General features: G+C 57.3%; 20 protein-coding genes. 11 read left to right on the plus strand and 9 right to left on the minus strand.

The window, feature by feature from the left end; all coding sequences use genetic code 11:
• Positions 1 to 308 precede the first annotated feature (308 nt).
• The 4 genes from phoH to efeU all read right to left on the minus strand — a co-directional run bounded on the left by phoH (position 309) and on the right by efeU (position 4,894).
• Entirely contained in the window at positions 309 to 1,100 is a 792-nt protein-coding gene (gene phoH / locus ECL_RS12815; protein WP_013097183.1) for a phosphate starvation-inducible protein PhoH, read from the minus strand.
• A 500-nt stretch (positions 1,101 to 1,600) separates the two neighbouring features.
• Positions 1,601 to 2,884 (minus strand): iron uptake transporter deferrochelatase/peroxidase subunit, encoded by a 1,284-nt coding sequence (gene efeB / locus ECL_RS12820; protein ID WP_013097184.1) that lies wholly within the window; start codon positions 2,882 to 2,884, stop codon positions 1,601 to 1,603.
• Positions 2,885 to 2,889: 5 nt separating this feature from the next.
• Positions 2,890 to 4,017 (minus strand): iron uptake system protein EfeO, encoded by a 1,128-nt coding sequence (gene efeO / locus ECL_RS12825; protein ID WP_013097185.1) that lies wholly within the window; start codon positions 4,015 to 4,017, stop codon positions 2,890 to 2,892.
• A 43-nt stretch (positions 4,018 to 4,060) separates the two neighbouring features.
• On the minus strand, positions 4,061 to 4,894 hold the full coding sequence (gene efeU, locus ECL_RS12830) for an iron uptake transporter permease EfeU (RefSeq protein WP_013097186.1): 834 nt from the start codon (positions 4,892 to 4,894) through the stop codon (positions 4,061 to 4,063).
• Between the two features lie 250 nt (positions 4,895 to 5,144).
• On the opposite strand from efeU, the gene ECL_RS12835 reads away from it, so the two are divergent.
• Positions 5,145 to 6,329 (plus strand): NupC/NupG family nucleoside CNT transporter, encoded by a 1,185-nt coding sequence (locus ECL_RS12835; protein ID WP_013097187.1) that lies wholly within the window; start codon positions 5,145 to 5,147, stop codon positions 6,327 to 6,329.
• 70 nt (positions 6,330 to 6,399) lie between these two features.
• Here the strand turns inward: ECL_RS12835 and ECL_RS12840 are convergent, their stop codons facing one another.
• Both ECL_RS12840 and putP read right to left on the minus strand, forming a co-directional pair.
• Positions 6,400 to 6,819, minus strand: coding sequence for a DUF3574 domain-containing protein (locus ECL_RS12840; protein ID WP_013097188.1), 420 nt, complete (start codon positions 6,817 to 6,819; stop codon positions 6,400 to 6,402).
• Between the two features lie 117 nt (positions 6,820 to 6,936).
• Positions 6,937 to 8,445, minus strand: coding sequence for a sodium/proline symporter PutP (gene putP / locus ECL_RS12845; RefSeq protein WP_044158644.1), 1,509 nt, complete (start codon positions 8,443 to 8,445; stop codon positions 6,937 to 6,939).
• Between the two features lie 422 nt (positions 8,446 to 8,867).
• Between putP and putA the strand changes: the two genes are divergently transcribed.
• Positions 8,868 to 12,830 (plus strand): trifunctional transcriptional regulator/proline dehydrogenase/L-glutamate gamma-semialdehyde dehydrogenase, encoded by a 3,963-nt coding sequence (gene putA / locus ECL_RS12850; protein ID WP_013097190.1) that lies wholly within the window; start codon positions 8,868 to 8,870, stop codon positions 12,828 to 12,830.
• A gap of 101 nt (positions 12,831 to 12,931) precedes the next feature.
• Positions 12,932 to 13,321 (plus strand): lysozyme inhibitor LprI family protein, encoded by a 390-nt coding sequence (locus tag ECL_RS12855; protein WP_044158640.1) that lies wholly within the window; start codon positions 12,932 to 12,934, stop codon positions 13,319 to 13,321.
• 68 nt (positions 13,322 to 13,389) lie between these two features.
• Here the strand turns inward: ECL_RS12855 and rutR are convergent, their stop codons facing one another.
• On the minus strand, positions 13,390 to 14,028 hold the full coding sequence (gene rutR / locus ECL_RS12860; protein ID WP_013097192.1) for an HTH-type transcriptional regulator RutR: 639 nt from the start codon (positions 14,026 to 14,028) through the stop codon (positions 13,390 to 13,392).
• A 242-nt stretch (positions 14,029 to 14,270) separates the two neighbouring features.
• On the opposite strand from rutR, the gene rutA reads away from it, so the two are divergent.
• The 7 genes from rutA to rutG are packed head-to-tail and all read left to right on the plus strand — an operon-like array spanning position 14,271 to position 19,711.
• On the plus strand, positions 14,271 to 15,362 hold the full coding sequence (rutA, locus tag ECL_RS12865) for a pyrimidine utilization protein A (protein WP_013097193.1): 1,092 nt from the start codon (positions 14,271 to 14,273) through the stop codon (positions 15,360 to 15,362).
• The gene (gene rutB, locus ECL_RS12870; RefSeq protein WP_013097194.1) at positions 15,362 to 16,051 is read left to right on the plus strand and encodes a pyrimidine utilization protein B; all 690 of its coding nucleotides are present in this window, start codon (positions 15,362 to 15,364) and stop codon (positions 16,049 to 16,051) included. Before rutA ends, rutB begins: the two co-directional genes overlap by 1 nt.
• Positions 16,052 to 16,062: 11 nt before the next feature.
• A complete protein-coding gene (gene rutC, locus ECL_RS12875; RefSeq protein ID WP_013097195.1) occupies positions 16,063 to 16,449 on the plus strand; it encodes a pyrimidine utilization protein C in 387 nt (128 codons plus the stop codon).
• Positions 16,450 to 16,456: 7 nt separating this feature from the next.
• The gene (gene rutD, locus ECL_RS12880; protein ID WP_013097196.1) at positions 16,457 to 17,257 is read left to right on the plus strand and encodes a pyrimidine utilization protein D; all 801 of its coding nucleotides are present in this window, start codon (positions 16,457 to 16,459) and stop codon (positions 17,255 to 17,257) included.
• Positions 17,258 to 17,266: 9 nt separating this feature from the next.
• Positions 17,267 to 17,857, plus strand: a complete 591-nt coding sequence (locus ECL_RS12885; RefSeq protein WP_013097197.1) for a malonic semialdehyde reductase — start codon at positions 17,267 to 17,269, stop codon at positions 17,855 to 17,857.
• Between the two features lie 9 nt (positions 17,858 to 17,866).
• Positions 17,867 to 18,361 (plus strand): NADH-dependent FMN reductase RutF, encoded by a 495-nt coding sequence (gene rutF, locus ECL_RS12890; RefSeq protein ID WP_013097198.1) that lies wholly within the window; start codon positions 17,867 to 17,869, stop codon positions 18,359 to 18,361.
• Positions 18,362 to 18,382: 21 nt separating this feature from the next.
• The gene (gene rutG / locus ECL_RS12895; RefSeq protein WP_013097199.1) at positions 18,383 to 19,711 is read left to right on the plus strand and encodes a pyrimidine utilization transport protein G; all 1,329 of its coding nucleotides are present in this window, start codon (positions 18,383 to 18,385) and stop codon (positions 19,709 to 19,711) included.
• A gap of 35 nt (positions 19,712 to 19,746) precedes the next feature.
• Here rutG and ECL_RS12900 read toward each other — a convergent pair whose 3' ends face one another.
• Positions 19,747 to 20,640, minus strand: coding sequence for a DMT family transporter (locus ECL_RS12900; protein ID WP_013097200.1), 894 nt, complete (start codon positions 20,638 to 20,640; stop codon positions 19,747 to 19,749).
• A gap of 120 nt (positions 20,641 to 20,760) precedes the next feature.
• A complete protein-coding gene (locus ECL_RS12905) occupies positions 20,761 to 20,931 on the minus strand; it encodes a con-10 family general stress protein (protein ID WP_013097201.1) in 171 nt (56 codons plus the stop codon).
• A 391-nt stretch (positions 20,932 to 21,322) separates the two neighbouring features.
• Here ECL_RS12905 and wrbA point away from each other — a divergent pair, with 391 nt between their 5' ends.
• On the plus strand, positions 21,323 to 21,919 hold the full coding sequence (wrbA, locus tag ECL_RS12910) for an NAD(P)H:quinone oxidoreductase (RefSeq protein ID WP_013097202.1): 597 nt from the start codon (positions 21,323 to 21,325) through the stop codon (positions 21,917 to 21,919).
• Positions 21,920 to 21,923 lie beyond the last annotated feature (4 nt).

Consider the following 21,923-nt stretch of genomic DNA (forward strand, 5'->3'; position numbering starts at 1 on the left):
ATACACCAACTTAATTTTCACATCTTAGTAACATTATGTGACAACATTCACGTTTAAATTTGAGCGAACAATTAGCGCGATCATGATATTCATGGGTACTTTGTGGATATTATAAATACACATCACATTTCGCTGAGCGTGATAAAAAACCAGCGTCAAAAATGAATAACCGACATGATCAATTCCGCAAGACAGGCAATCTTTTAAAAGACAACCAGACGCGAGTCGTGAGAAGAAATAAAAGAAGCTTCCCGGCATTACGCCGGGAAGGGATGACAGGTGAGCGGTAAAACGGCGATGTTTTACCGTCAGTCGGAATAGACTTCCAGCGTGCGCTGGCACAGCGCCGACCGCACACAATCTTCTTTGGTAAAGCGTACTACCCCAATCATGTCGTCTTCCTCAAAACGTGACATGGCGTCGCTCAAGCCGGATTTCACGCCGGATGGCAGGTCGCACTGGGTAATATCGCCATTGACGATAACCGTCACGTTCTCCCCGAGGCGCGTTAAGAACATCTTCATTTGCGCAGCGGTCACATTCTGAGCCTCGTCAAGAATGACGACCGCATTTTCAAATGTACGTCCGCGCATATAGGCGAACGGCGCGATTTCCACCTTGCCAATCTCTGGTCGCAGGCAGTACTGCATAAAGGATGCACCCAGTCGCTTCACCAGCACGTCATAAACGGGCCTGAAGTAAGGGGCAAACTTCTCCGATATGTCACCGGGTAAGAAGCCGAGATCTTCATCAGCTTGCAGTACCGGACGGGTAACAATAATTCTCTCCACGTCCTTATGGATCAGGGCCTCCGCTGCTTTGGCTGCACTGATCCAGGTTTTCCCGCATCCGGCTTCACCGGTTGCAAAGATGAGCTGTTTACTCTCGATAGCATTCAGGTAGTGCGCCTGAGCCTCATTGCGCGCCACAATTGGGGAATTATCACGGCTGTCCCGCGCCATGCCAATTGCTTCTACGCCACTCATCTGCACAAGCGAGGTGACCGATTCTTCTTCACGCTGTTTATGACTACGTGAATCCCGTCTCAGCACACGTTTTGCTTCGCGACGAGCTTTGATCACTGCTTTTTGTCTTCCCATGGATAGCACCTTGAGTTGTTGGTATTCATCACACGCGCCAGTTTCGGCACGATTATGCGCACGAACATCAGAGGGTTGGCTTCCTTGTAAGCCATTGCTTGCCTTGCCGGATGACGATACAGAATAGCTACGCGCACCATTCTGCACGTCGGTAGAATCTGGTTTCTGAATAGAAGGGGAAAATTTAGTGGTGAGGAAATCGCTGCCGGAGTCTGAGCCTCCGCGCCGGGTACTGCGGTTGTTGTGTTTACCTTGTCCAGTACAGGACGATACCATTCGCGATCTCCATAGTGATTCAGCATCACTGCCGGGAACTACCGCTGTCTTATCTTAAGTACATCAGGGATTATCATAAATGCAACATTTATTTTACCTGAATGCAACTTTTAAGACTGCTCCTGCAGTTGAAAACAGTCTCATACAGGAATATTACAGAAATATAACAGAGGGATAGTCATATGAAAAAATAATGTCCCCGCGAACTATCGCAGGGACAATTATCAGGCTTCTATCAGCCCTTGCGCGAGCCAGGCGTTCGAATCGCGCACGCCGGGCAGCGCGAAGAAATAGCCGCCGCCGATAGGTTTAACGTACTCTTCCAGCGCTTCGCCGTTTAACCGCTTCTGCACGGTGAGGAAACCCTTCTCCAGATCGTGCTGATAGCAGACAAACAGCAGCCCCATATCCAGCTGACCGGAATTGGTCACCCCCAGCGAGTAGCTATAGCCCCGGCGCATCATCAGGCTTGACTGCGTCTCTTTGGTGCGCGGGTTCGCCAGCCGGATATGGCTGTCCAGCGCAATGGTATTGCCATTAGGATCGCTGGCGTAATCCGGCACATCATGCTCGTGCTTCATGCCAAGCGGCGCCCCGCTCTGCTTGTCACGGCCAAAGATCGTCTGCTGCTCTTTAAGCGGCGTGCGATCCCAGAATTCCACATGGAACTGAATCACCCGCACCGCCTGATAGCTCCCGCCGACGGCCCAGGCAGGCTCACCCTGATCGGCTGTGACCCAGACGACCTCTTTCATTAGCTCGCCGTTGCTGCTGTCCGGGTTGGCGGTGCCATCCTTAAAGCCCAGCAGGTTCACCGGCGTCTCTTTGCCTTTGCTGCGGGCAGCATGGTCAGAGATAAACCCTTCCCGCTTCCAGCGCACGCTCAACAGATCAGGCGTGTGTTTGATGATATCCCGCAGAGCGTGGATCACCGTGTCCTGCGTGTTAGCGCAAATCTGCAGGAGCAGATCGCCGTGGCAGAGAGCAGCATCCAGCGAGTCATTCGGGAAACGCGTCATTTTTTGCAGCGCTTTCGGCTTCTGTTTTGCCAGCCCGTAACGTTCATCAAACAGCGATTCGCCCAGCGACACCGTAATGGTCAGATTATCCGGGGCGATGAACGACCCTAAGATCCCCGAGTCCATAGGCGGCAGTCGTGGATTTGGCGTTTCTGGCGCCGGTCCCCCTGCAGTCAGAAACGCGATGCGGGTGGTGAGCAGGCGAAACAGGCGCTCCAGGTCAGCTTTATCACTTGCCAGCGAATCAAAGGCCACCAGCATCATGGAGGCCTGCTGTGGTGTCAGAATGCCCGCCTGATGCTCGCCATAGAAAGGCTGCGTCTCCATACGGGCATCCGGTGACAGCGTACCGGGCGCACTTTGCGGTTTTACCGCATGCGCCACCGGACACCCTCCGGCCAGGGCAAATGCGCCCCCCAGCGCCCCTACCCCTTTCAACAACCGACGACGTGACGGTTCTGCCACGTCGTATTCGTCATGCTTGTTCATCGTGCTTAGTCCAGACCCAGTACGCCACGCAGCAGGGAGAGATCTTCCGCCAGGGTGGTAATCGGGCCTTTCAGCGCGTTACGGTCGGCGTCGGTCAGTTTGTCGTAGGTTTCAAACCCGTCTTTGGTGCGGTACTTCGCCAGAATGGTGTCGACTTTCTTAAAGTTGGCATCCACTTTTGCCAGCAGCTCGCTGTTCTCTTTTTGCAGCTGTGGGCGCAGAAGGTTAACAATTTTCTGTGCGCCATCGACGTTCGCCTGGAAATCCCACAGATCAGTGTGGCTGTAGCGATCTTCTTCACCGCTGATTTTGCTGGCGGCCACTTCTTCAATCAGTCCGGCCGCACCGCCCACCACTTTAGATGGCGGGAAGGCCAGCTCGCTGATGCGCTTTTGCAGCTCCAGCACGTCGCTGTTGAGCTGATCGGCATACTTCTCCATCCCTTTGGTAGAGTTATCGCCAAACAGGGCTTTCTCCAGACGGTGGAAGCCGGTGAATTTTGGATCGGCCGCTTTCTGCTCGTAATCGTCTTCACGGGCATCAATGCTGCCATCAAGATCGGAGAACAGCTCCGCAATCGGCTCAATGCGCTCGTAGTGCTGACGGGTGGGCGCATACAGGGATTTCGCTTTGTCGATATCGCCCGCTTTCACCGCATCCGTAAAGGCTTTGGTTCCCGCTGCCAGGTCTGCCGTCTCTTTGATGACATACGCTTTATAAGCGGTGATGGCATCGCCCAGGCTCAGCAGGGCCGTGCCTTTCGCGGCATCCGCTGTGGCATTCCCCTTAACGATGAGCTTACCTTTCGGGTTGGTCAGCAGACCGCAGGTCATGTCATATTCACCCGGCTGCAGGTTAGCCGTCATTTTCTGGCTAAAGCCCGGCGCGATATTTTCGCGCTCTTCCACGACCATCACGCCTTTGAGAATTTCCCACTCCAGCGCTTTCTGGCTGTGGTTCTGAATAATAAATTGTGTCTTACCGCTGTTGACCGTAATGGTCATCGGCTCACACTGCTTATCATTCACCGTCACCTTGACCTGTGGAATATCAGCAGCCTGAGCGGCGAAGGCAGAAGCAACAAGCGCTGCCACACCAACCTGTAACGCACTACGACGAAATTGAATTGCCATGACCCTTCCCTTTTAAAAGTATGTTGTAACTACAGTAAGCACATCAGGGCGCAGTACGCGACGGCTGAGCGCTGGGGCGCGATGGCATAAAGAACAGCGCCAGCGCCGGAATAAGATAGATAAAGTACATCGCCACTTCACTGACGCTTGGCGTTTCCTGATAGCCGAAGATCCCTTCGAGCAGCGTGCCGGTCAGTGAATGGGTAGAAAGAACATTGCTAAGATCGAACGCCACATCCTGGAAGTGGTTCCACAGACCCGCCTCATGGAAAGCGCGAATCGCCCCTGCCGCCAGCCCTGCGGCCACCAGCAAAATGAACAGGCTGGTCCATTTAAAGAAGGCCCCCAGGTTCAGGCGAATGCCACCCCAGTAGAGCAGGAAACCCAGCACCACGGCCGTTGCCAGCCCCAGCATCGCCCCCAGCGGTGGCCAGATCCCCACATCCTGCTGAAAGGCAGCCAGCAGGAAGAAAACGGATTCCAGGCCTTCACGCGCCACGGCGAAAAAGACCATCATGATCAGCGCCCAGCCGTGATGATTTCCCTTCTGCAGGGCATTATCTACCGCCTGCTCCAGCTGCACCTTCACGTTACGCGAGACTTTACGCATCCAGAACACCATCCAGGTGAGGATCACCACCGCTATCACGGCAACGATACCTTCGAACAGCTCCTGCTCTTTCTGCGGGAATTCACCGGTGGTTTCATTGATCAGAATGCCCAGGCCCAGACAGAGCGCAGCGGCGAGGAAAACCCCTATCCACATCACCCCAATCCAGCGTCCGCGCTGGGTTCGCTTCAGATAACTGGCGATGAGGCTAACAATGAGGGCCGCTTCCAGGCCTTCGCGTAACATAATGAGAAATGGAACAAACATGCAGACACCTTAAACGTTTATCGCGGTCAACTGATGCAAAGAAAGGTAAATTCTTGTGATAGTGATTATCATTACGGCGATAAGAAAAACAAGCGAAATGTGTGGTTTTTGATGACGAGTTGTAAACGCATCGCGGGGTAATAGTTGCGCTCGTGATGTTCCGGTTTATAAGGTATAACGAAAATGCCCATTTACGGTTAATCAGCGCTGTGGCTAAATATCCGCCTCGCAAACTAACCGAAAATAAACCATGTTTAAGATTGTCCATTTCCTGCTGGCGCTGGTGATTATTCTTGCGCTTGCCTGGCTGGTAAGTTTTGACCGCCGAAAAATTCGCATTCGCTTTGTTTTACAGCTGATCGTTATTGAAATTGCGCTGGCGTTCTTTTTCCTGCACGCCGAAAGCGGGTTATTCCTGATTAAATACATCTCCGGTTTCTTTGAATCACTGCTCAAATTTGCCGGCGAAGGGACCAATTTCGTCTTTGGCGGAATGGGTGAAAAAGGGCTGGCGTTCATTTTCCTCGGCGTGCTTTGCCCGATTATTTTTATCTCCGCACTCATTGGTATTCTTCAGCACTGGCGCATTCTGCCGATTTTTATTCGGCTGATTGGCACGCTGCTGTCAAAACTGAACGGCATGGGCAAGCTGGAATCCTTTAACGCGGTGAGTTCGCTGATCCTCGGACAGTCTGAAAACTTTATTGCCTACAAGGGCGTACTGGGCGATCTCTCGTCACGTCGTCTGTTCACCATGGCGGCCACGGCCATGTCGACCGTCTCCCTGTCGATTGTCGGTGCCTATATGACCATGCTCGACGCTAAATTTGTGGTGGCGGCGCTCATTCTGAACATGTTCAGCACCTTTATTATTCTCTCCGTCATCAACCCGGTTCGCCCGGAAGCGGAGCCGGATATTAAGCTCGAAAAACTGCATGAATCCCAGAGCTTCTTCGAAATGCTGGGCGAGTATATTCTGGCCGGTTTTAAAGTGGCGATGATTATTCTGGCGATGCTGATTGGCTTTATTGCGCTTATAAGCGCCATTAACGCCCTCTTCTCCAGCGTATTTGGTATGAGCTTCCAGCAGATCCTGGGCTATGTGTTTTATCCGCTGGCGTGGCTGGTGGGTATTCCGCTGAGCGATGCCTTAAATGCCGGCAGTATTATGGCAACTAAGCTGGTAGCGAATGAATTTGTGGCGATGATTGAGCTGCAAAAAATTGCGCATCAGATGTCACCGCGCGGGCTGGGGATTTTATCCGTGTTCCTGGTGTCGTTCGCCAACTTCGCCTCCATCGGTATTGTCGCAGGTGCAATCAAGGGCCTGAACGAGCAGCAGGGCAACGTGGTGTCGCGGTTTGGTCTGCGTCTGGTGTATGGCGCGACGCTGGTGAGTTTGCTGTCGGCGAGCTTTGCGGGCCTGGTATTGTGATGTGATGCCGGGTGGCGCGCAGCGATCCCGGCCTACGATGCAACAACGGCGGGTTATCCCGCCGTTTTCTTTAAAACTGCACACACACCGGCTGATCGACCCGCATCACCGACTCCTGCGCAAAGCGGGATTTATAGATACCGCGTAACGCCTCAATGTTCTTCTCGCTCTGCGCATCTTTTCCGTGGATCAGCATCAACGCCTTGCTCGGCTCACGCGCCACTTTACCGTCGTTGCCCAGCCACTGTCCGCGCGCATCAAACACCGTTAAGCCATCACGAAAACGCGGCGTCACGTCCCGGTCAACAAACTGCTGCCACTCGTCGGGGGTGATCTGCGCCCCGGCCGGACGATTTAAGCCGAAATAAAGCGTGGTCTGCTGCATCTGGTTATCCACTTTGCAGGTGTCAGTCGCCGTATGCTGCGACGGTGCCGTACAGCCAGCCAGCATCAGGAATGCCGCTGCCAGTAACCCTGTTTTGATTGTCATGCTTCGCTATCCTCATTGTTATAAGTGCAGCGATATCACCGTAAATTACGGATTTTGGCAAGAAAAAAGCCGGGTGGCGCTGACGCTCACCCGGCTTACAGTGTGCAGGAAGAAAAATTACTCAGCCTGGAGCTTCGTCGGCGGCGCAGTGTGGTAATGGGCATCCGCTTCCGCAAAGCGTTTCTGCATGGAGGCAGACGGCGCTTTACCCAGCAGGCTAAAGACCACAATACCGAGACTGCCGAAGATGAAGCCCGGGATAATTTCGTACAGACCCAGCCACGCGAACTGTTTCCAGACGATAACCGTGACCGCACCAATAATCATCCCCGCCAGCGCGCCGTTACGGGTCATACGCGACCACATCACGGAGAACAGCACCACCGGACCAAACGCCGCACCAAAGCCCGCCCACGCGTAGCTCACCAGACCCAGCACGCGGTTTTCCGGGTTCGACGCCAGCGCAATGGCCACCAGCGCCACCACCAGCACCATGAAGCGCCCTACCCACACCAGCTCTTTCTGGCTTGCGCCTTTACGCAGGAATGCCTTGTAGAGGTCTTCGGTGATCGCACTGGAGCAGACCAGCAGCTGGCAGCTCAGGGTGGACATCACCGCCGCCAGAATAGCGGAGAGCAGAATACCGGCAATCCATGGGTTAAACAGCACCTGCGCCAGCTCGATAAACACACGCTCGGCGTTCTGGTTTACCGCTCCCGCCTGCGCCGGGTTGTTGTTGAAGTATGCAATGCCAAAGAAGCCCACCGCGCACGCCCCTGCCAGGCAGAGGATCATCCACGTCATACTGATGCGACGCGCATGAACGATGGTGTGGTGAGAGTCGGCCGCCATAAAGCGCGCCAGGATATGCGGCTGACCGAAATAGCCCAGACCCCAGCCCATCAGGGAGACGATGGCGACAAAGTTCAGCCCTTTGAGCATATCGACGTTTTCAATGCTCTTCTGCTTGATCACTTCCAGCGACTCGCCAAAACCACCAACGGTGAAGATCACAATCACCGGGGTCAGGATCAGGGCGAAAATCATCAGGCTCGCCTGCACGGTGTCGGTCCAACTTACCGCCAGGAACCCACCCACGAAGGTGTAGAGGATGGTAGCCGCCGCACCGGCCCACAGGGCGGTTTCGTAGCTCATGCCGAAGGTGCTTTCGAACAGACGCGCACCGGCCACAATGCCGGAGGCACAATAAATAGTGAAGAACAGCAGGATCACCACCGCCGAGATAATGCGCAGGATGCGGCTGTTATCTTCGAAACGGCCGGTGAAATAATCCGGCAGCGTCAGGGCGTTGTTGTTCGCTTCGGTATGCACGCGCAGACGGCCTGCTACCAGCTTCCAGTTAATCCACGCCCCGAGAGTCAGGCCAATGGCAATCCAGCTTTCAGAGATGCCGGAGATGAAAATCGCCCCCGGCAGCCCCATCAGCAGCCAGCCACTCATGTCCGATGCCCCCGCAGAAAGCGCAGTCACCATTGGGCCTAAACTGCGGCCACCCAGAATGTAGTCGTCAAAGTTCTTTGTAGAACGCCATGCCAAAAACCCTATCAGGATCATGCCAAAAATATAAACGAGAAATGTCACCAGCATCGGTGTGCTCATTGCCATTCAAATTCTCCAAAAGTCGAGCGACAACCGTCCGGGTTGCCTTGTTATGTCATCACCGGAACGGGGTGATGGGTATCTGTGTTTCTGTTGGCCGCGCGTATCCTGCCGTAAGCAGTGCTCGCACACAAACGATTTAACACTGCATTTACATCAAATTCATCCCCGGTTTTATATGTCTTTCCTATAGGTTGCACTCGCTCACATTTATACGGGTTGCACCTTTTAAAAGTGTTAAGTACCGCATAAAAACAGGCTTCGTATGCAGAAGCCAGCGCTTTTTTCCAGCTAACCATCCGTTAACAATCCATTCATTTTTCAGCTTGCTAGCCGGGTCACATTTAACACGGTTGCACAAAGTTGCAACATGATGGATATTTCAGGCTAACCACCGAACACGATCAAAGAACAACAGGAGTTTTGGCATGGGCATGACCACCATGGGGGTTAAGCTGGATGACGCAACCCGCGAACGGATTAAGACCGCAGCAACCCGCATTGACCGCACGCCGCACTGGCTAATCAAGCAGGCAATTTTTAACTATCTCGAACGGCTTGAGAGCGACGAAGGTCTGCCCGAGCTGCCCGCCCTGCTGGCAGGTGCCGCCAATGAGAGCGAAGACGCGCCGGTTGCTGGCGACGAGAATCATCAGCCGTTCCTGGAGTTCGCGGAGCAGATCCTGCCGCAGTCCGTCAGCCGCGCCGCCATTACCGGTGCGTACCGCCGTGCTGAAACGGACGCCGTGCCAATGCTGCTGGAGCAGGCTCGCCTGCCTGAAGCCGTCGCCGCGCAGGCGCACAGCCTGGCGTATCAGCTGGCCGACAAACTGCGTAACCAGAAAACCGTCAGCGGCCGTGCCGGTATGGTGCAGAGCCTGCTGCAGGAGTTTTCCCTCTCCTCCCAGGAAGGCGTGGCGCTGATGTGTCTGGCGGAAGCGCTGCTGCGTATCCCTGATAAAGCCACCCGCGATGCGCTGATCCGCGACAAAATCAGCAACGGCAACTGGCAGTCACACATTGGCCGCAGCCCGTCGCTGTTCGTTAACGCCGCCACCTGGGGTCTGCTGTTTACCGGCAAGCTGGTCTCGACCCACAACGAAGCGAACCTCTCCCGCTCCCTGAACCGTATTATCGGCAAGAGCGGCGAGCCGCTGATCCGCAAAGGCGTGGATATGGCGATGCGCCTGATGGGCGAGCAGTTTGTTACCGGTGAAACCATCGCCGAAGCGCTGGCCAACGCCCGCAAGCTGGAAGATAAAGGGTTCCGCTACTCTTACGACATGCTGGGTGAAGCGGCCCTGACCGCTGCCGACGCGCAGGCCTACATGGTCTCTTACCAGCAGGCGATCCACGCCATCGGTAAAGCGTCCAACGGTCGCGGTATTTATGAAGGTCCGGGCATCTCAATCAAGCTCTCCGCCCTGCACCCGCGCTACAGCCGCGCGCAGTACGACCGGGTGATGGAAGAGCTCTACCCGCGCCTGAAATCCCTGACCCTGCTGGCGCGCCAGTATGATATTGGCATCAACATCGACGCCGAAGAGGCAGACCGTCTGGAGATCTCGCTCGATCTACTGGAAAAACTGTGCTTTGAGCCAGAACTGGCAGGCTGGAACGGAATTGGCTTTGTTATTCAGGCCTACCAGAAACGCTGCCCGTTCGTTATTGATTACCTGATTGATCTGGCCAGCCGCAGCCGTCGTCGCCTGATGATCCGACTGGTAAAAGGCGCTTACTGGGACAGCGAGATCAAACGCGCCCAGATGGAAGGTCTGGAAGACTACCCGGTTTACACCCGCAAGGTTTACACCGACGTCTCTTACCTCGCCTGTGCGAAAAAGCTGCTCGGCGTACCAAACCTGATCTACCCGCAGTTCGCTACCCACAACGCTCATACCCTGGCGGCGATCTATACCCTGGCCGGGCAGAACTACTATCCGGGCCAGTACGAATTCCAGTGCCTGCACGGCATGGGTGAACCGCTGTATGAGCAGGTCACCGGTAAAGTGGCAGAGGGCAAGCTGAACCGTCCGTGCCGTATTTATGCTCCGGTGGGTACCCATGAAACCCTGCTGGCGTACCTGGTGCGTCGTCTGCTGGAGAACGGGGCGAACACCTCCTTCGTTAACCGCATTGCCGATACCACCCTGCCGCTGGACGAACTGGTTGCCGATCCGGTGCAGGCCGTTGAGAAAATGGCGGCTCAGGAAGGCCAGATTGGTCTGCCGCATCCGAAGATTGCCCTGCCGCGCGAGCTGTACGGCAAAGGCCGCATCAACTCGGCGGGTCTGGATCTCGCCAACGAACACCGTCTGGCGTCCCTCTCTTCTGCCCTGCTCAACAGCGCGCTGCAGAAATGGCAGGCCAAACCGATGCTGGAACAGCCGGTCGCAGACGGCGAGATGCAGCCGGTGATCAACCCGGCAGAGCCAAAAGATATTGTCGGCTACGTGCGTGAAGCCACGGAAGCGGAAGTGGAGCAGGCGCTGGAAAGCGCGGTAAACAACGCGCCAATCTGGTTCGCCACCCCGCCGCAAGAACGTGCCGCCATTCTGGAACGCGCCGCGGTGCTGATGGAAGATCAGATGCAGTCGCTCATTGGTATCCTGGTGCGCGAAGCGGGGAAAACCTTCAGCAACGCCATCGCCGAAGTCCGTGAAGCCGTCGACTTCCTGCACTACTACGCAGGCCAGGTACGCGATGATTTCGATAACGAAACGCACCGCCCGCTTGGTCCTGTGGTCTGTATCAGCCCGTGGAACTTCCCGCTGGCGATCTTCACCGGCCAGATTGCCGCCGCGCTTGCCGCAGGCAACAGCGTGCTAGCCAAACCGGCGGAGCAAACCCCGCTGATTGCCGCTCAGGGGATTAACATCCTGCTGGAAGCGGGCGTACCGGCGGGCGTGGTGCAGCTGCTGCCTGGGCGGGGTGAAACAGTGGGTGCGAAGCTCACTGCGGATAACCGCGTGCGCGGCGTGATGTTTACCGGCTCGACCGAAGTGGCCTCCCTGCTGCAGCGTAACATTGCCACCCGTCTGGATGCCCAGGGCCGCCCAACGCCGCTCATCGCGGAAACCGGCGGCATGAACGCCATGATTGTCGACTCCTCCGCGCTCACCGAGCAGGTAGTGGTAGACGTGCTGGCCTCCGCCTTTGACAGCGCGGGGCAGCGCTGCTCCGCCCTGCGCGTGCTGTGCCTGCAGGACGACGTGGCCGACCACACGCTGAAGATGCTGCGTGGTGCCATGGCCGAGTGCCGCATGGGCAACCCGGGCCGCCTCACCACCGATATCGGGCCGGTGATCGACGCGGAAGCCAAAGCGAATATTGAAAACCACATTCAGGCCATGCGTGCCAAAGGCCGTCCGGTGTTCCAGGCCGTGCGCGAGAACAGCGAAGATGCCCGCGAGTGGCAGACCGGCACCTTTGTGCCGCCTACGCTTATCGAGCTGGCAAGCTTCGACGAGCTGAAAAAAGAGGTCTTCGGCCCGGTCCTGCACGTGGTGCGTTACAACCGTAACAACCTGAATGCATTGATTGAGCAGATCAACGCCTCCGGCTATGGCCTGACGCTCGGCGTGCATACCCGTATCGACGAAACCATCGCCCAGGTCACCGGCAGCGCCAAAGTGGGCAACCTGTACGTCAACCGCAACATGGTTGGCGCGGTCGTGGGCGTGCAGCCGTTCGGCGGCGAGGGGCTCTCCGGCACCGGTCCTAAAGCGGGTGGCCCGCTCTATCTGTACCGTCTGCTGGCGAACCGTCCTGAGCGCGCGCTGGGCGTGACGCTGGCACGCCAGGACGCGGACTATCCGGTGGATGTCCAGCTGAAAACCGTGCTGACGCAGCCGCTGGAAGCACTCATCACCTGGGCGGAAAAACGTCCTGAGCTGCGCGCTGTCGCACAGCAGTACGGCGAGCTGGCGCAGGCTGGCACGCAGCGTCTGCTGCCTGGTCCTACCGGCGAACGCAACACCTGGACGCTGATGCCGCGCGAACGCGTGCTGTGCGTGGCGGATAACGAACAGGATGCGCTGGTTCAGCTGGCCGCCGCGATGGCAACAGGTTGTGAAGTGCTGTGGCCGGAAGACGGTCTGCACCGCGATCTGGCGAAGCAACTGCCGAAAGCGGTGTCTGCCCGCATTCACTTTGCGAAGCCTGATGCCCTGCTTGCGCAGCCGTTTGACGCGGTTATCTACCACGGTGATTCCGATCAGCTGCGCGAACTGTGCGAGCAGGTTGCGGCCCGCAGCGGGGCGATTGTTTCGGTGCAGGGCTTCGCCCGCGGTGAAACCAACCTGCTGCTGGAGCGCCTGTACGTGGAGCGTTCGCTCAGCGTCAACACCGCGGCAGCGGGCGGTAACGCCAGCCTGATGACAATCGGGTAATCGTGTACACTCTCCCCGGTGACGCTACGCTAACCGGGGCTACAACTTCACCTTAGGCCGGATAAGCACAGCGCATCCGGCTTTTTTACACGGAGGGGATGATGAAAAGAGTATTTCTCGCAGGCGCCGCCCTGCTGCTGAGCGCCAGCGCGCTGGCCGACGAGTGCGACAACGCCACTACGCAGCTTGAACTGAATACCTGTAGCGCGCAGCAGTACCAGGCCGCTGATAAAAAGCTCAACCAGACTTATCAGTCCGCCATTAAGCGTGCGGCGGCCCCACAGCGTGACCTGCTGAAAAAGGCGCAGCAGGCGTGGATCGCCCTGCGCGATGCGGATTGCAATTTTATCGGTTCTGGTACCGAGGGAGGCAGCGTGCAGCCTATGATCATGAGTCAGTGCCTGACGGAGAAAACCGTGGAACGCGAGGCGTTTCTGGCCTCGCTGATGCAGTGTGAAGAGGGCGACTTAAGCTGTCCTCTCACCCCATAGGGGCGAGGGAGAAAAGACAGCACAGAACAGTCCCCTCTCCCCGTGGGAGAGGGTTAGGGTGAGGGAAACTAGCGCACGCGGATCCCTTCAATAATCATCCGCTGCACGTTTTCGAGAGTGCTCTGGAAAAACGCTTCGTCCTGCAGCGTCTTTCCGGTTACCGCTTCCACCTGGGCCGCAAAGTCAGCGTAGTGCTGGGTGGCGGCCCAAATCATAAAGATCAGATGCTGCGGATCGACAGGTGCCAGTTTGCCGCTGGCGACCCACCCGGCGATGATCGCGGATTTATCGTCCACCAGCTGTTTTAAATCCCCCGTCAGCTCTGCCTTCAGCAGCGGCGCGCCCTGCAGCATCTCCAGACAGAACAGCCGGGATGCCTGCGGATAATCACGGGAGACCTCCAGCTTCAGGCGAATGTACTCTTTGATCGCCACCAGCGGGGCGAACTCCTGACGAAAGGCCTTTAGCGGCGCCAGCCAGATATCCAGGATCTGCTGCATTACTGCCACATACAGCGCCTCTTTCGACGGGTAATAGTAGAGCAGATTGGTTTTGGACACCCCGGCCTGCTCCGCCACCTGTTCCAGGCGCGTGCCGTGAATGCCGAACTGTGAAAAGGTCTCCAGCGCCGCACTGAGGATGGCGTGTTTTTTGGCGCTCACCGCCTGCGAACGTTTACCTGCTGTTTTCACTGCGCCTTGTGTCATCCCGCTCTCCTTATTCTGCGTTGCCAACAGCATAGCAAAACCCCCGCCTCGCCACGACATTCTGCACTCCCATCGCGCATGAATGCCTGTTTTGTGTGCAATGTTTTTGACCAGTTAGTCCACTTTTGTCACGCTCAATTCACCAACCATTGATTAACACATTAATAACAAAGCCATTTTGAAAACTGGCACTCCCTTTGCAAAACCCTGTTCACCTGCAACGTAGTGAAGAGAGGTTCGTGATGAAAATTGGCGTATTTGTACCCATCGGCAACAACGGCTGGCTTATCTCGACCACTGCTCCGCAATACATGCCGACCTTTGAGCTGAACAAAGCCATCGTGCAAAAAGCGGAGCACTACCATTTCGACTTTGCACTTTCGATGATCAAGCTGCGCGGCTTTGGCGGTAAAACCGAATTCTGGGATCACAATCTGGAGTCCTTCACCCTGATGGCGGGCCTGGCGGCGGTGACGTCACGGATTCAGATCTACGCCACCGCCGCCACGCTCACCCTGCCGCCAGCCATTGTCGCGCGGATGGCCTCCACCATCGACTCCATCTCCGGGGGGCGTTTTGGCGTCAATCTGGTCACCGGCTGGCAAAAGCCGGAGTACGACCAGATGGGGCTCTGGCCGGGAGATGAGTACTTCTCGCGCCGCTATGAGTACCTTACCGAATACGTGCAGGTGCTGCGCGATCTGTGGGGTACCGGCAAGAGCGATTTCAAAGGTGACTACTTCACCATGAATGACTGTCGCGTCAGCCCGCAGCCTTCTGCACCAATGAAGGTGATCTGCGCCGGGCAGAGCGACGCGGGAATGGCGTTCTCGGCAAAATACGCCGACTTCAATTTCTGTTTCGGTAAAGGTGTCAACACCCCCGCCGCCTTCGCCCCAACCGCCGCACGCATGAAAGAGGCCGCCGACAAAACCGGCCGTGATGTGGGCTCTTACGTGCTGTTTATGGTCATTGCCGACGAAACCGATGAGGCCGCGCGCGCCAAATGGGAGCGTTATAAGGACGGGGCTGACGACGAGGCCCTGAGCTGGCTCACCGAACAGAGCCAGAAAGATACCCGTTCCGGCGCGGACACCAACGTGCGCCAGATGGCCGACCCGACCTCTGCCGTCAATATCAACATGGGCACGCTCGTCGGCTCGTATGCCAGCGTTGCCAGAATGCTCGACGAAGTGGCCGCCGTTCCCGGCGCGGAAGGCGTTCTGCTGACCTTCGACGATTTCCTCACCGGTGTGGAGACCTTCGGCGAGCGCATTCAGCCGCTGATGCAGTGCCGCGCCCACATTCCCGCCATCACCAAGGAGGTGGCGTAATGACAACCCTTAATGCCCGTCCGGAAGCCATCACCTTTTCTGCACCGCAGAGCGCGCTGATTGTAGTGGATATGCAAAACGCCTACGCCAGCCCCGGCGGTTATCTGGATCTGGCGGGGTTTGACGTCTCCGCCACCCGGCCGGTGATTGAGAACATCAAAACCGCCGTCGCCGCCGCACGCGCCGCCGGGATGCTCATCATCTGGTTTCAGAACGGCTGGGACGATCAATACGTGGAAGCCGGTGGCCCCGGCTCGCCCAATTTTCACAAATCGAACGCCCTGAAAACCATGCGCAAACGGCCCGAACTGCAGGGCAAGCTGCTGGCTAAAGGTGGCTGGGATTATCAGCTGGTGGATGAACTGGTGCCGGAAGCAGGCGATATCGTGCTGCCCAAACCGCGCTACAGCGGCTTTTTCAACACGCCGCTCGACAGCCTGCTGCGCAGCCGGGGCATTCGTCATCTGGTCTTTACCGGCATTGCCACCAATGTCTGCGTGGAGTCGACCCTGCGCGACGGCTTCTTCCTCGAGTATTTCGGCGTGGTACTGGAAGACGCCACTCATCAGGCGGGGCCGGAATTTGCCCAGAAAGCGGCGCTGTTCAATATCGAAACCTTTTTTGGCTGGGTCAGTAACGTCGCCGATTTTTGCGACGCCCTGAATCCGCCGCTCGCCCGTATCGCTTGAGGAGACATACGATGCCGAAATCCGTGATTATTCCACCGGGCACCAGCACGCCGATTGCGCCGTTTGTCCCCGGCACGCTCGCCGATGGCGTGGTGTACGTCTCCGGTACCCTGCCGTTTGATAAAGACAACAACGTGGTGTTTATCAACGACCCAAAGGCGCAAACGCGCCACGTGCTGGAGACGATCAAGACCGTGATCGAAACCGCGGGTGGCACGATGGAGGATGTGACCTTCAACAGCATCTTTATCACCGACTGGAAAAACTACGCCGCGATTAACGAGATCTACGCGGAGTTCTTCCCCGGCGATAAGCCGGCCCGCTTCTGCATTCAGTGCGGGCTGGTAAAGCCGGACGCGCTGGTTGAAATCGCCACCGTTGCGCACATTGGAAAGTGAGGCTGCCATGAAGCTCTCCGTCTCACCGCCCCCGTTTGACGGCGCGCCCGTCGTGGTGCTGATTGCCGGACTCGGCGGGGGCGGCAGCTACTGGTTACCCCAGCTAGCCGCGCTGGAACAGGAGTATCAGGTGGTCTGTTACGACCAGCGTGGCACCGGCAATAACCCTGACACCCTGCCGGAAGAGTACACCCTGGCGCAGATGGCCGGTGAGCTGGCACAGGCGCTGACCGCGGTCGGCATCACCCGCTACTGTGTGGTCGGCCATGCGCTGGGGGCGCTGATCGGCCTGCAACTGGCGCTCGACACCCCCGATGCGCTCAAAGCGCTGGTGTGCGTCAACGGCTGGCTGACGCTGAATGCCCATACCCGACGCTGCTTTCAGATCCGCGAACGGCTGCTGCATGCCGGTGGCGCGCAGGCGTGGGTAGAGGCGCAGCCGCTGTTTCTCTATCCGGCAGACTGGATGGCCGCCCGCGCACCGCGTCTGGAAGCAGAAGAGGCACTGGCGCTGGCGCACTTTCAGGGCAAAAACAATCTGCTGCGCAGGCTGAACGCGCTGAAAAAGGCCGATTTTAGTCGCCATGCCGCCCGCATGGCCTGCCCGGTGCACCTTATCTGTTCCGCCGATGACCTGCTGGTGCCCTCTGTCTGCTCGTCTGAGCTGCAGGCGGCGCTCCCGCACAGCCACAGCGTGGTGATGCGCCAGGGCGGCCATGCCTGCAACGTCACCGAGCCGGAAACGTTTAATACCCTGTTGCTGAACGGGCTTGCCAGCCTGCTGCACAGCCATGAACCCGCTTTATAAGGAGTTTCGATGAGCGAAGCCATTACCTCTGCCGCGCTGGATTCACTGTTCACCGGCGCACGCACCCACAACGGCTGGCTGGACATACCGGTCAGCGACGAGACGCTGCGCGAGATCTACGACCTGATGAAATGGGGGCCTACCTCCGCTAACTGTTCCCCGGCCCGTATTGTGTTTGTGCGCAGCGCAGAGGGTAAAGAGAAGCTGCGCCCCGCACTCTCCAGCGGCAACCTGGAGAAAACCCTCACCGCACCGGTCACCGCGATTGTGGCGTGGGACACGGAATTTTATGAGCGTCTGCCTGAACTGTTCCCGCACGGGGATGCGAAGAGCTGGTTTACCACCAGCCCCGCGCACGCTGAAGAGACCGCCTTTCGCAACAGCTCCATGCAGGCCGCTTATCTCATCTTTGCCTGTCGCGCCCTGGGGCTGGACACCGGCCCGATGTCCGGTTTTGACCGGCAAAAAGTCGACGAAGCCTTTTTCACCGGCACGCTGCTGAAAAGCAATCTGCTGATCAATATCGGCTATGGCGATGTGGGAAAACTCTACGGCCGTCTGCCGCGCCTGGCCTTTGAAGACGCCTGCGGGCTGGCGTAAGGAGCCATCATGACGACACCCGATAAACAAACCTTTCGCGATGCCATGGCCTGTGTGGGCGCGGCGGTCAATATCATCACCACCGACGGCCCTGCTGGCAGAGCGGGCTTCACCGCCAGCGCCGTATGCAGCGTCACCGACTCGCCCCCGACGCTATTGGTGTGTCTTAACCGCGGCGCGTCCGTCTGGCCGACGTTTAGCGAAAACCGCACCCTGTGCGTCAACACCCTGAGCGCCGGACAGGAGCCACTCTCCAACCTGTTTGGCGGCAAAACGCCGATGGAAGATCGCTTCGCCGCTGCCCGCTGGCAGACGGGCGAGACGGGCTGCCCGCGTCTGGAGGAGGCGCTGGCCTCGTTTGATTGCCGTATCAGCCAGGTGGTCAGCGTCGGCACCCACGACATTCTGTTTTGCGACATCGTGTCCATTATCCGCCACCCTGCCCCGCAGGGGCTGGTGTGGTTTGACCGCGGCTACCACGCGCTTATGCGACCCGCCTGTTAACCCTTCTTAAGGAAGCAGCTCATGGCAATGTTCGGATTTCCCCACTGGCAGTTGAAATCGACCTCTACAGAACCTGGCGTGGTCGCGCCAGATGAACGGCTCCCGCTCGGGCAAACCCTGGTGATGGGCGTCCAGCACGCGGTCGCCATGTTTGGTGCAACGGTGCTGATGCCGATGCTGATGGGCCTTGATCCCAATCTCTCCATTCTGATGTCGGGTATTGGCACCCTGCTATTCTTTTTTGTCACCGGCGGGCGCGTGCCCAGCTATCTGGGCTCCAGCGCCGCCTTTGTCGGCGTGGTCATCGCCACCACCGGGTTTAACGGTCAGGGGATCAACCCCAACCTCAGCGTCGCCCTCGGCGGCATTATCGCCTGTGGTCTTGTCTATACCCTGATTGGCGTCGTGGTGATGAAGATCGGAACCCGCTGGATCGAGCGAATGATGCCGCCAGTGGTTACCGGCGCGGTGGTGATGGCGATTGGCCTGAACCTGGCGCCAATTGCCGTGAAGAGTGTCTCCGGCTCGCCGTTTGAGAGCTGGATGGCGGTGATCACCGTGCTGTGTATCGGTCTGGTGGCGGTATTCACCCGCGGCATGGTTCAGCGTCTGCTGATTCTGGTCGGGCTGATTGTGGCCTGTCTGATCTACGCCCTGCTGGCCAATGTCTTTGGTTTCGGCAAGCCTGTCGACTTTACCCTGCTCCATCAGGCTGCCTGGTTCGGTCTGCCGCAGATCACGTCGCCAACCTTTAACACGCAGGCGATGATGCTTATCGCCCCTGTCGCGGTGATCCTGGTGGCGGAGAACTTAGGGCACCTGAAGGCCGTGGCGGGCATGACCGGGCGCAGTATGGATCCGTATATGGGGCGCGCGTTTGTCGGGGATGGCCTGGCGACGATGCTTTCCGGGTCGGTGGGCGGCAGCGGTGTCACCACCTACGCCGAGAACATTGGCGTGATGGCGGTAACGAAAGTCTACTCCACGCTGGTGTTCGTGGCGGCGGCGGTCATGGCGATGCTGCTCGGCTTCTCACCTAAATTTGGTGCGCTGATCCACACCATTCCCTCGCCGGTCATCGGCGGCGCATCGATTGTGGTGTTCGGGTTGATTGCCGTGGCGGGAGCGCGCATCTGGGTACAGCATCGCGTCGATCTCAGCCAGAACAGTAACCTGATTATGGTGGCGGTCACGCTGGTGCTGGGTGCAGGTGATTTTGCCCTGACGCTGGGCGGGTTTACGGTTGGCGGGATTGGTACGGCGACCTTTGGGGCGATCCTGCTTAATGCCCTGCTGAGCCGCCGGAAAGGGGATGAAGCGCAAGGGGAAGCCATCACCCCCTCCACCTGATATAAAGGCCCCTTACTTGCCGGGTGACGCTGCGCTTACCCGGCAATCGCCTTACGTCTTTTTTTGAGCTTTAGCTCACTCACCAGCACCCCAACAACGATAAACGCCGCGCCGACCAGCGCCAGCAGCGGTAAGCGTTCTCCGGCAATGCGTCCAAAAATCCCCGCCCAGACCGGCTCCCCGGTGTAGATCACCGTCGCCCGCGTCGGCGACACGCTGCGCTGTGCCCAGTTCATGGTCACCTGAATAATGGCGCTGAAAATACCCAGTCCCACTGCCACCACCACCAGCCCGGCAGACATCGGCGGAACCGACTCCCCTGCCGGAACCATCGTCGCGAACGCCACCAGCGACGCCGTGGCAAGCTGTACCACCGTGACGCGCTTAACGTCGACCTTCCCGGCCCAGGCGCTAATGAGGATAATTTCCGCGGCAATCGCAATGGCTCCCACCAGGGTAATGATCTCGCCCGGCCCCATTGCCAGCAGGTTATTTTCCGGCCCGGCCAGCAAAATCAGGCCGATGAACGCCAGCACAATACCAATGCAGGACATCACACCCGGCAGGCGTCCCAGACACAGCCATTGCAGTAACGGCACCAGCGGCACATACATGGCGGTGATAAAGGCCGATTTACTGCTGGAGATTGACTGTAACCCCCACGTCTGCAGGCTATACCCCATGGCAATCGCCACGCCAATCGCCACCCCGGCCTTGAGCTCCTGCAGGGTCAGCCCGCGCAGGGTTTTCAACGAGATCAACCCCACGGCAATCGCTGCTGTCGCAAAACGCAGGCCGACAAAGAAGAACGGATCGCTCAGGGTGACCGCATACTGGACGGCGAGAAAGGTTCCGCCCCAGAACATGGTGATCAGAATGAGGATCGCTTCCTGAGGTTTGACGGAGAAGGTAAAACGAGAAACAGACATGAGGCACCAGAACGTAGAATGAACGGACTAGTGTGCGATGCCTTTGATTGCAGTTCAATGTTACAGAAATAAAAAAACCGCCGGGAGAACCCGGCGGCAGAGGTCTTTCAACCCGGCGACTTACTTATTGCCGCCATGGCTGTTTTTACCCCCTTTTTTGCCAGCCTCAGATGCGCGCTGAGGGTCATTTTTAAAATTACCCCCGCTATGCTGGCCACCTTTACGGCCTGCTTCTGATGCTCTTTCACGATCTTCGGCGAAATTGCCTGAACCACCACGATGGTTTGCCATCTCTAACCTCCAGTGTGTGAAACATTAGACATCATATTGCATTCAGTAAAAGAGGATTCTTTCACCTCGCGGCTAAGGGACAGCGCCTTTATCTGTGCCGCGTGAAACTAAGCTTAGTGGACTGAGGGTATCCAGCAAGCTGTAGTTAATATTCTGCAACAAGATCTCAGTCTTTTGGGTGAGAAAACGCGGCGGCCATTCATAAGCCTTTCTTATCATTTCAAAAATCGTCGGCGGTAAAAATGTTTCATTTTGCTACAAGCCGCGATGGTCAGCATATTGTTATAAATCAAAGAAATGCCGTTCATTTTTGCAGTCTGGCTGTGATGTCATATCTTTAAATGAACGCAGCGATTCGCTGTCAGAAAAAACAAACGAGGAGTGATGCAAAATGGCTAAAGTTCTGGTGCTCTATTATTCCATGTATGGACACATTGAAACCATGGCTCACGCGGTAGCAGAAGGTGCAAACAAAGTGGACGGCGTGGAGGTTGTGGTAAAACGCGTACCGGAAACCATGCAGGCAGAAGCGTTCGCCAAAGCCGGAGGAAAAACCCAGAATGCGCCGGTCGCCACGCCTCAGGAACTGGCGGATTACGACGCCATTATCTTCGGCACCCCCACCCGTTTTGGCAATATGTCAGGCCAGATGCGCACCTTCCTCGATCAGACGGGCGGGCTGTGGGCCTCTGGCGCGCTGTACGGCAAACTCGCCAGCGTGTTCAGCTCCACCGGGACCGGCGGAGGCCAGGAACAGACGATTACCTCAACCTGGACTACCCTTGCTCATCATGGGATGGTGATTGTACCGATTGGCTATGGCGCGCAGGAACTGTTTGATGTCTCTCAGGTACGTGGCGGCACACCTTACGGTGCAACCACCATTGCCGGTGGCGATGGATCCCGACAGCCGAGCAATGAAGAGCTCGCTATCGCCCGCTATCAGGGTGAATACGTCGCGGGTCTGGCCAAAAAACTGAACGGCTAACTCA

Source organism: Enterobacter cloacae subsp. cloacae ATCC 13047, from assembly GCF_000025565.1.
Lineage (GTDB): Bacteria > Pseudomonadota > Gammaproteobacteria > Enterobacterales > Enterobacteriaceae > Enterobacter > Enterobacter cloacae.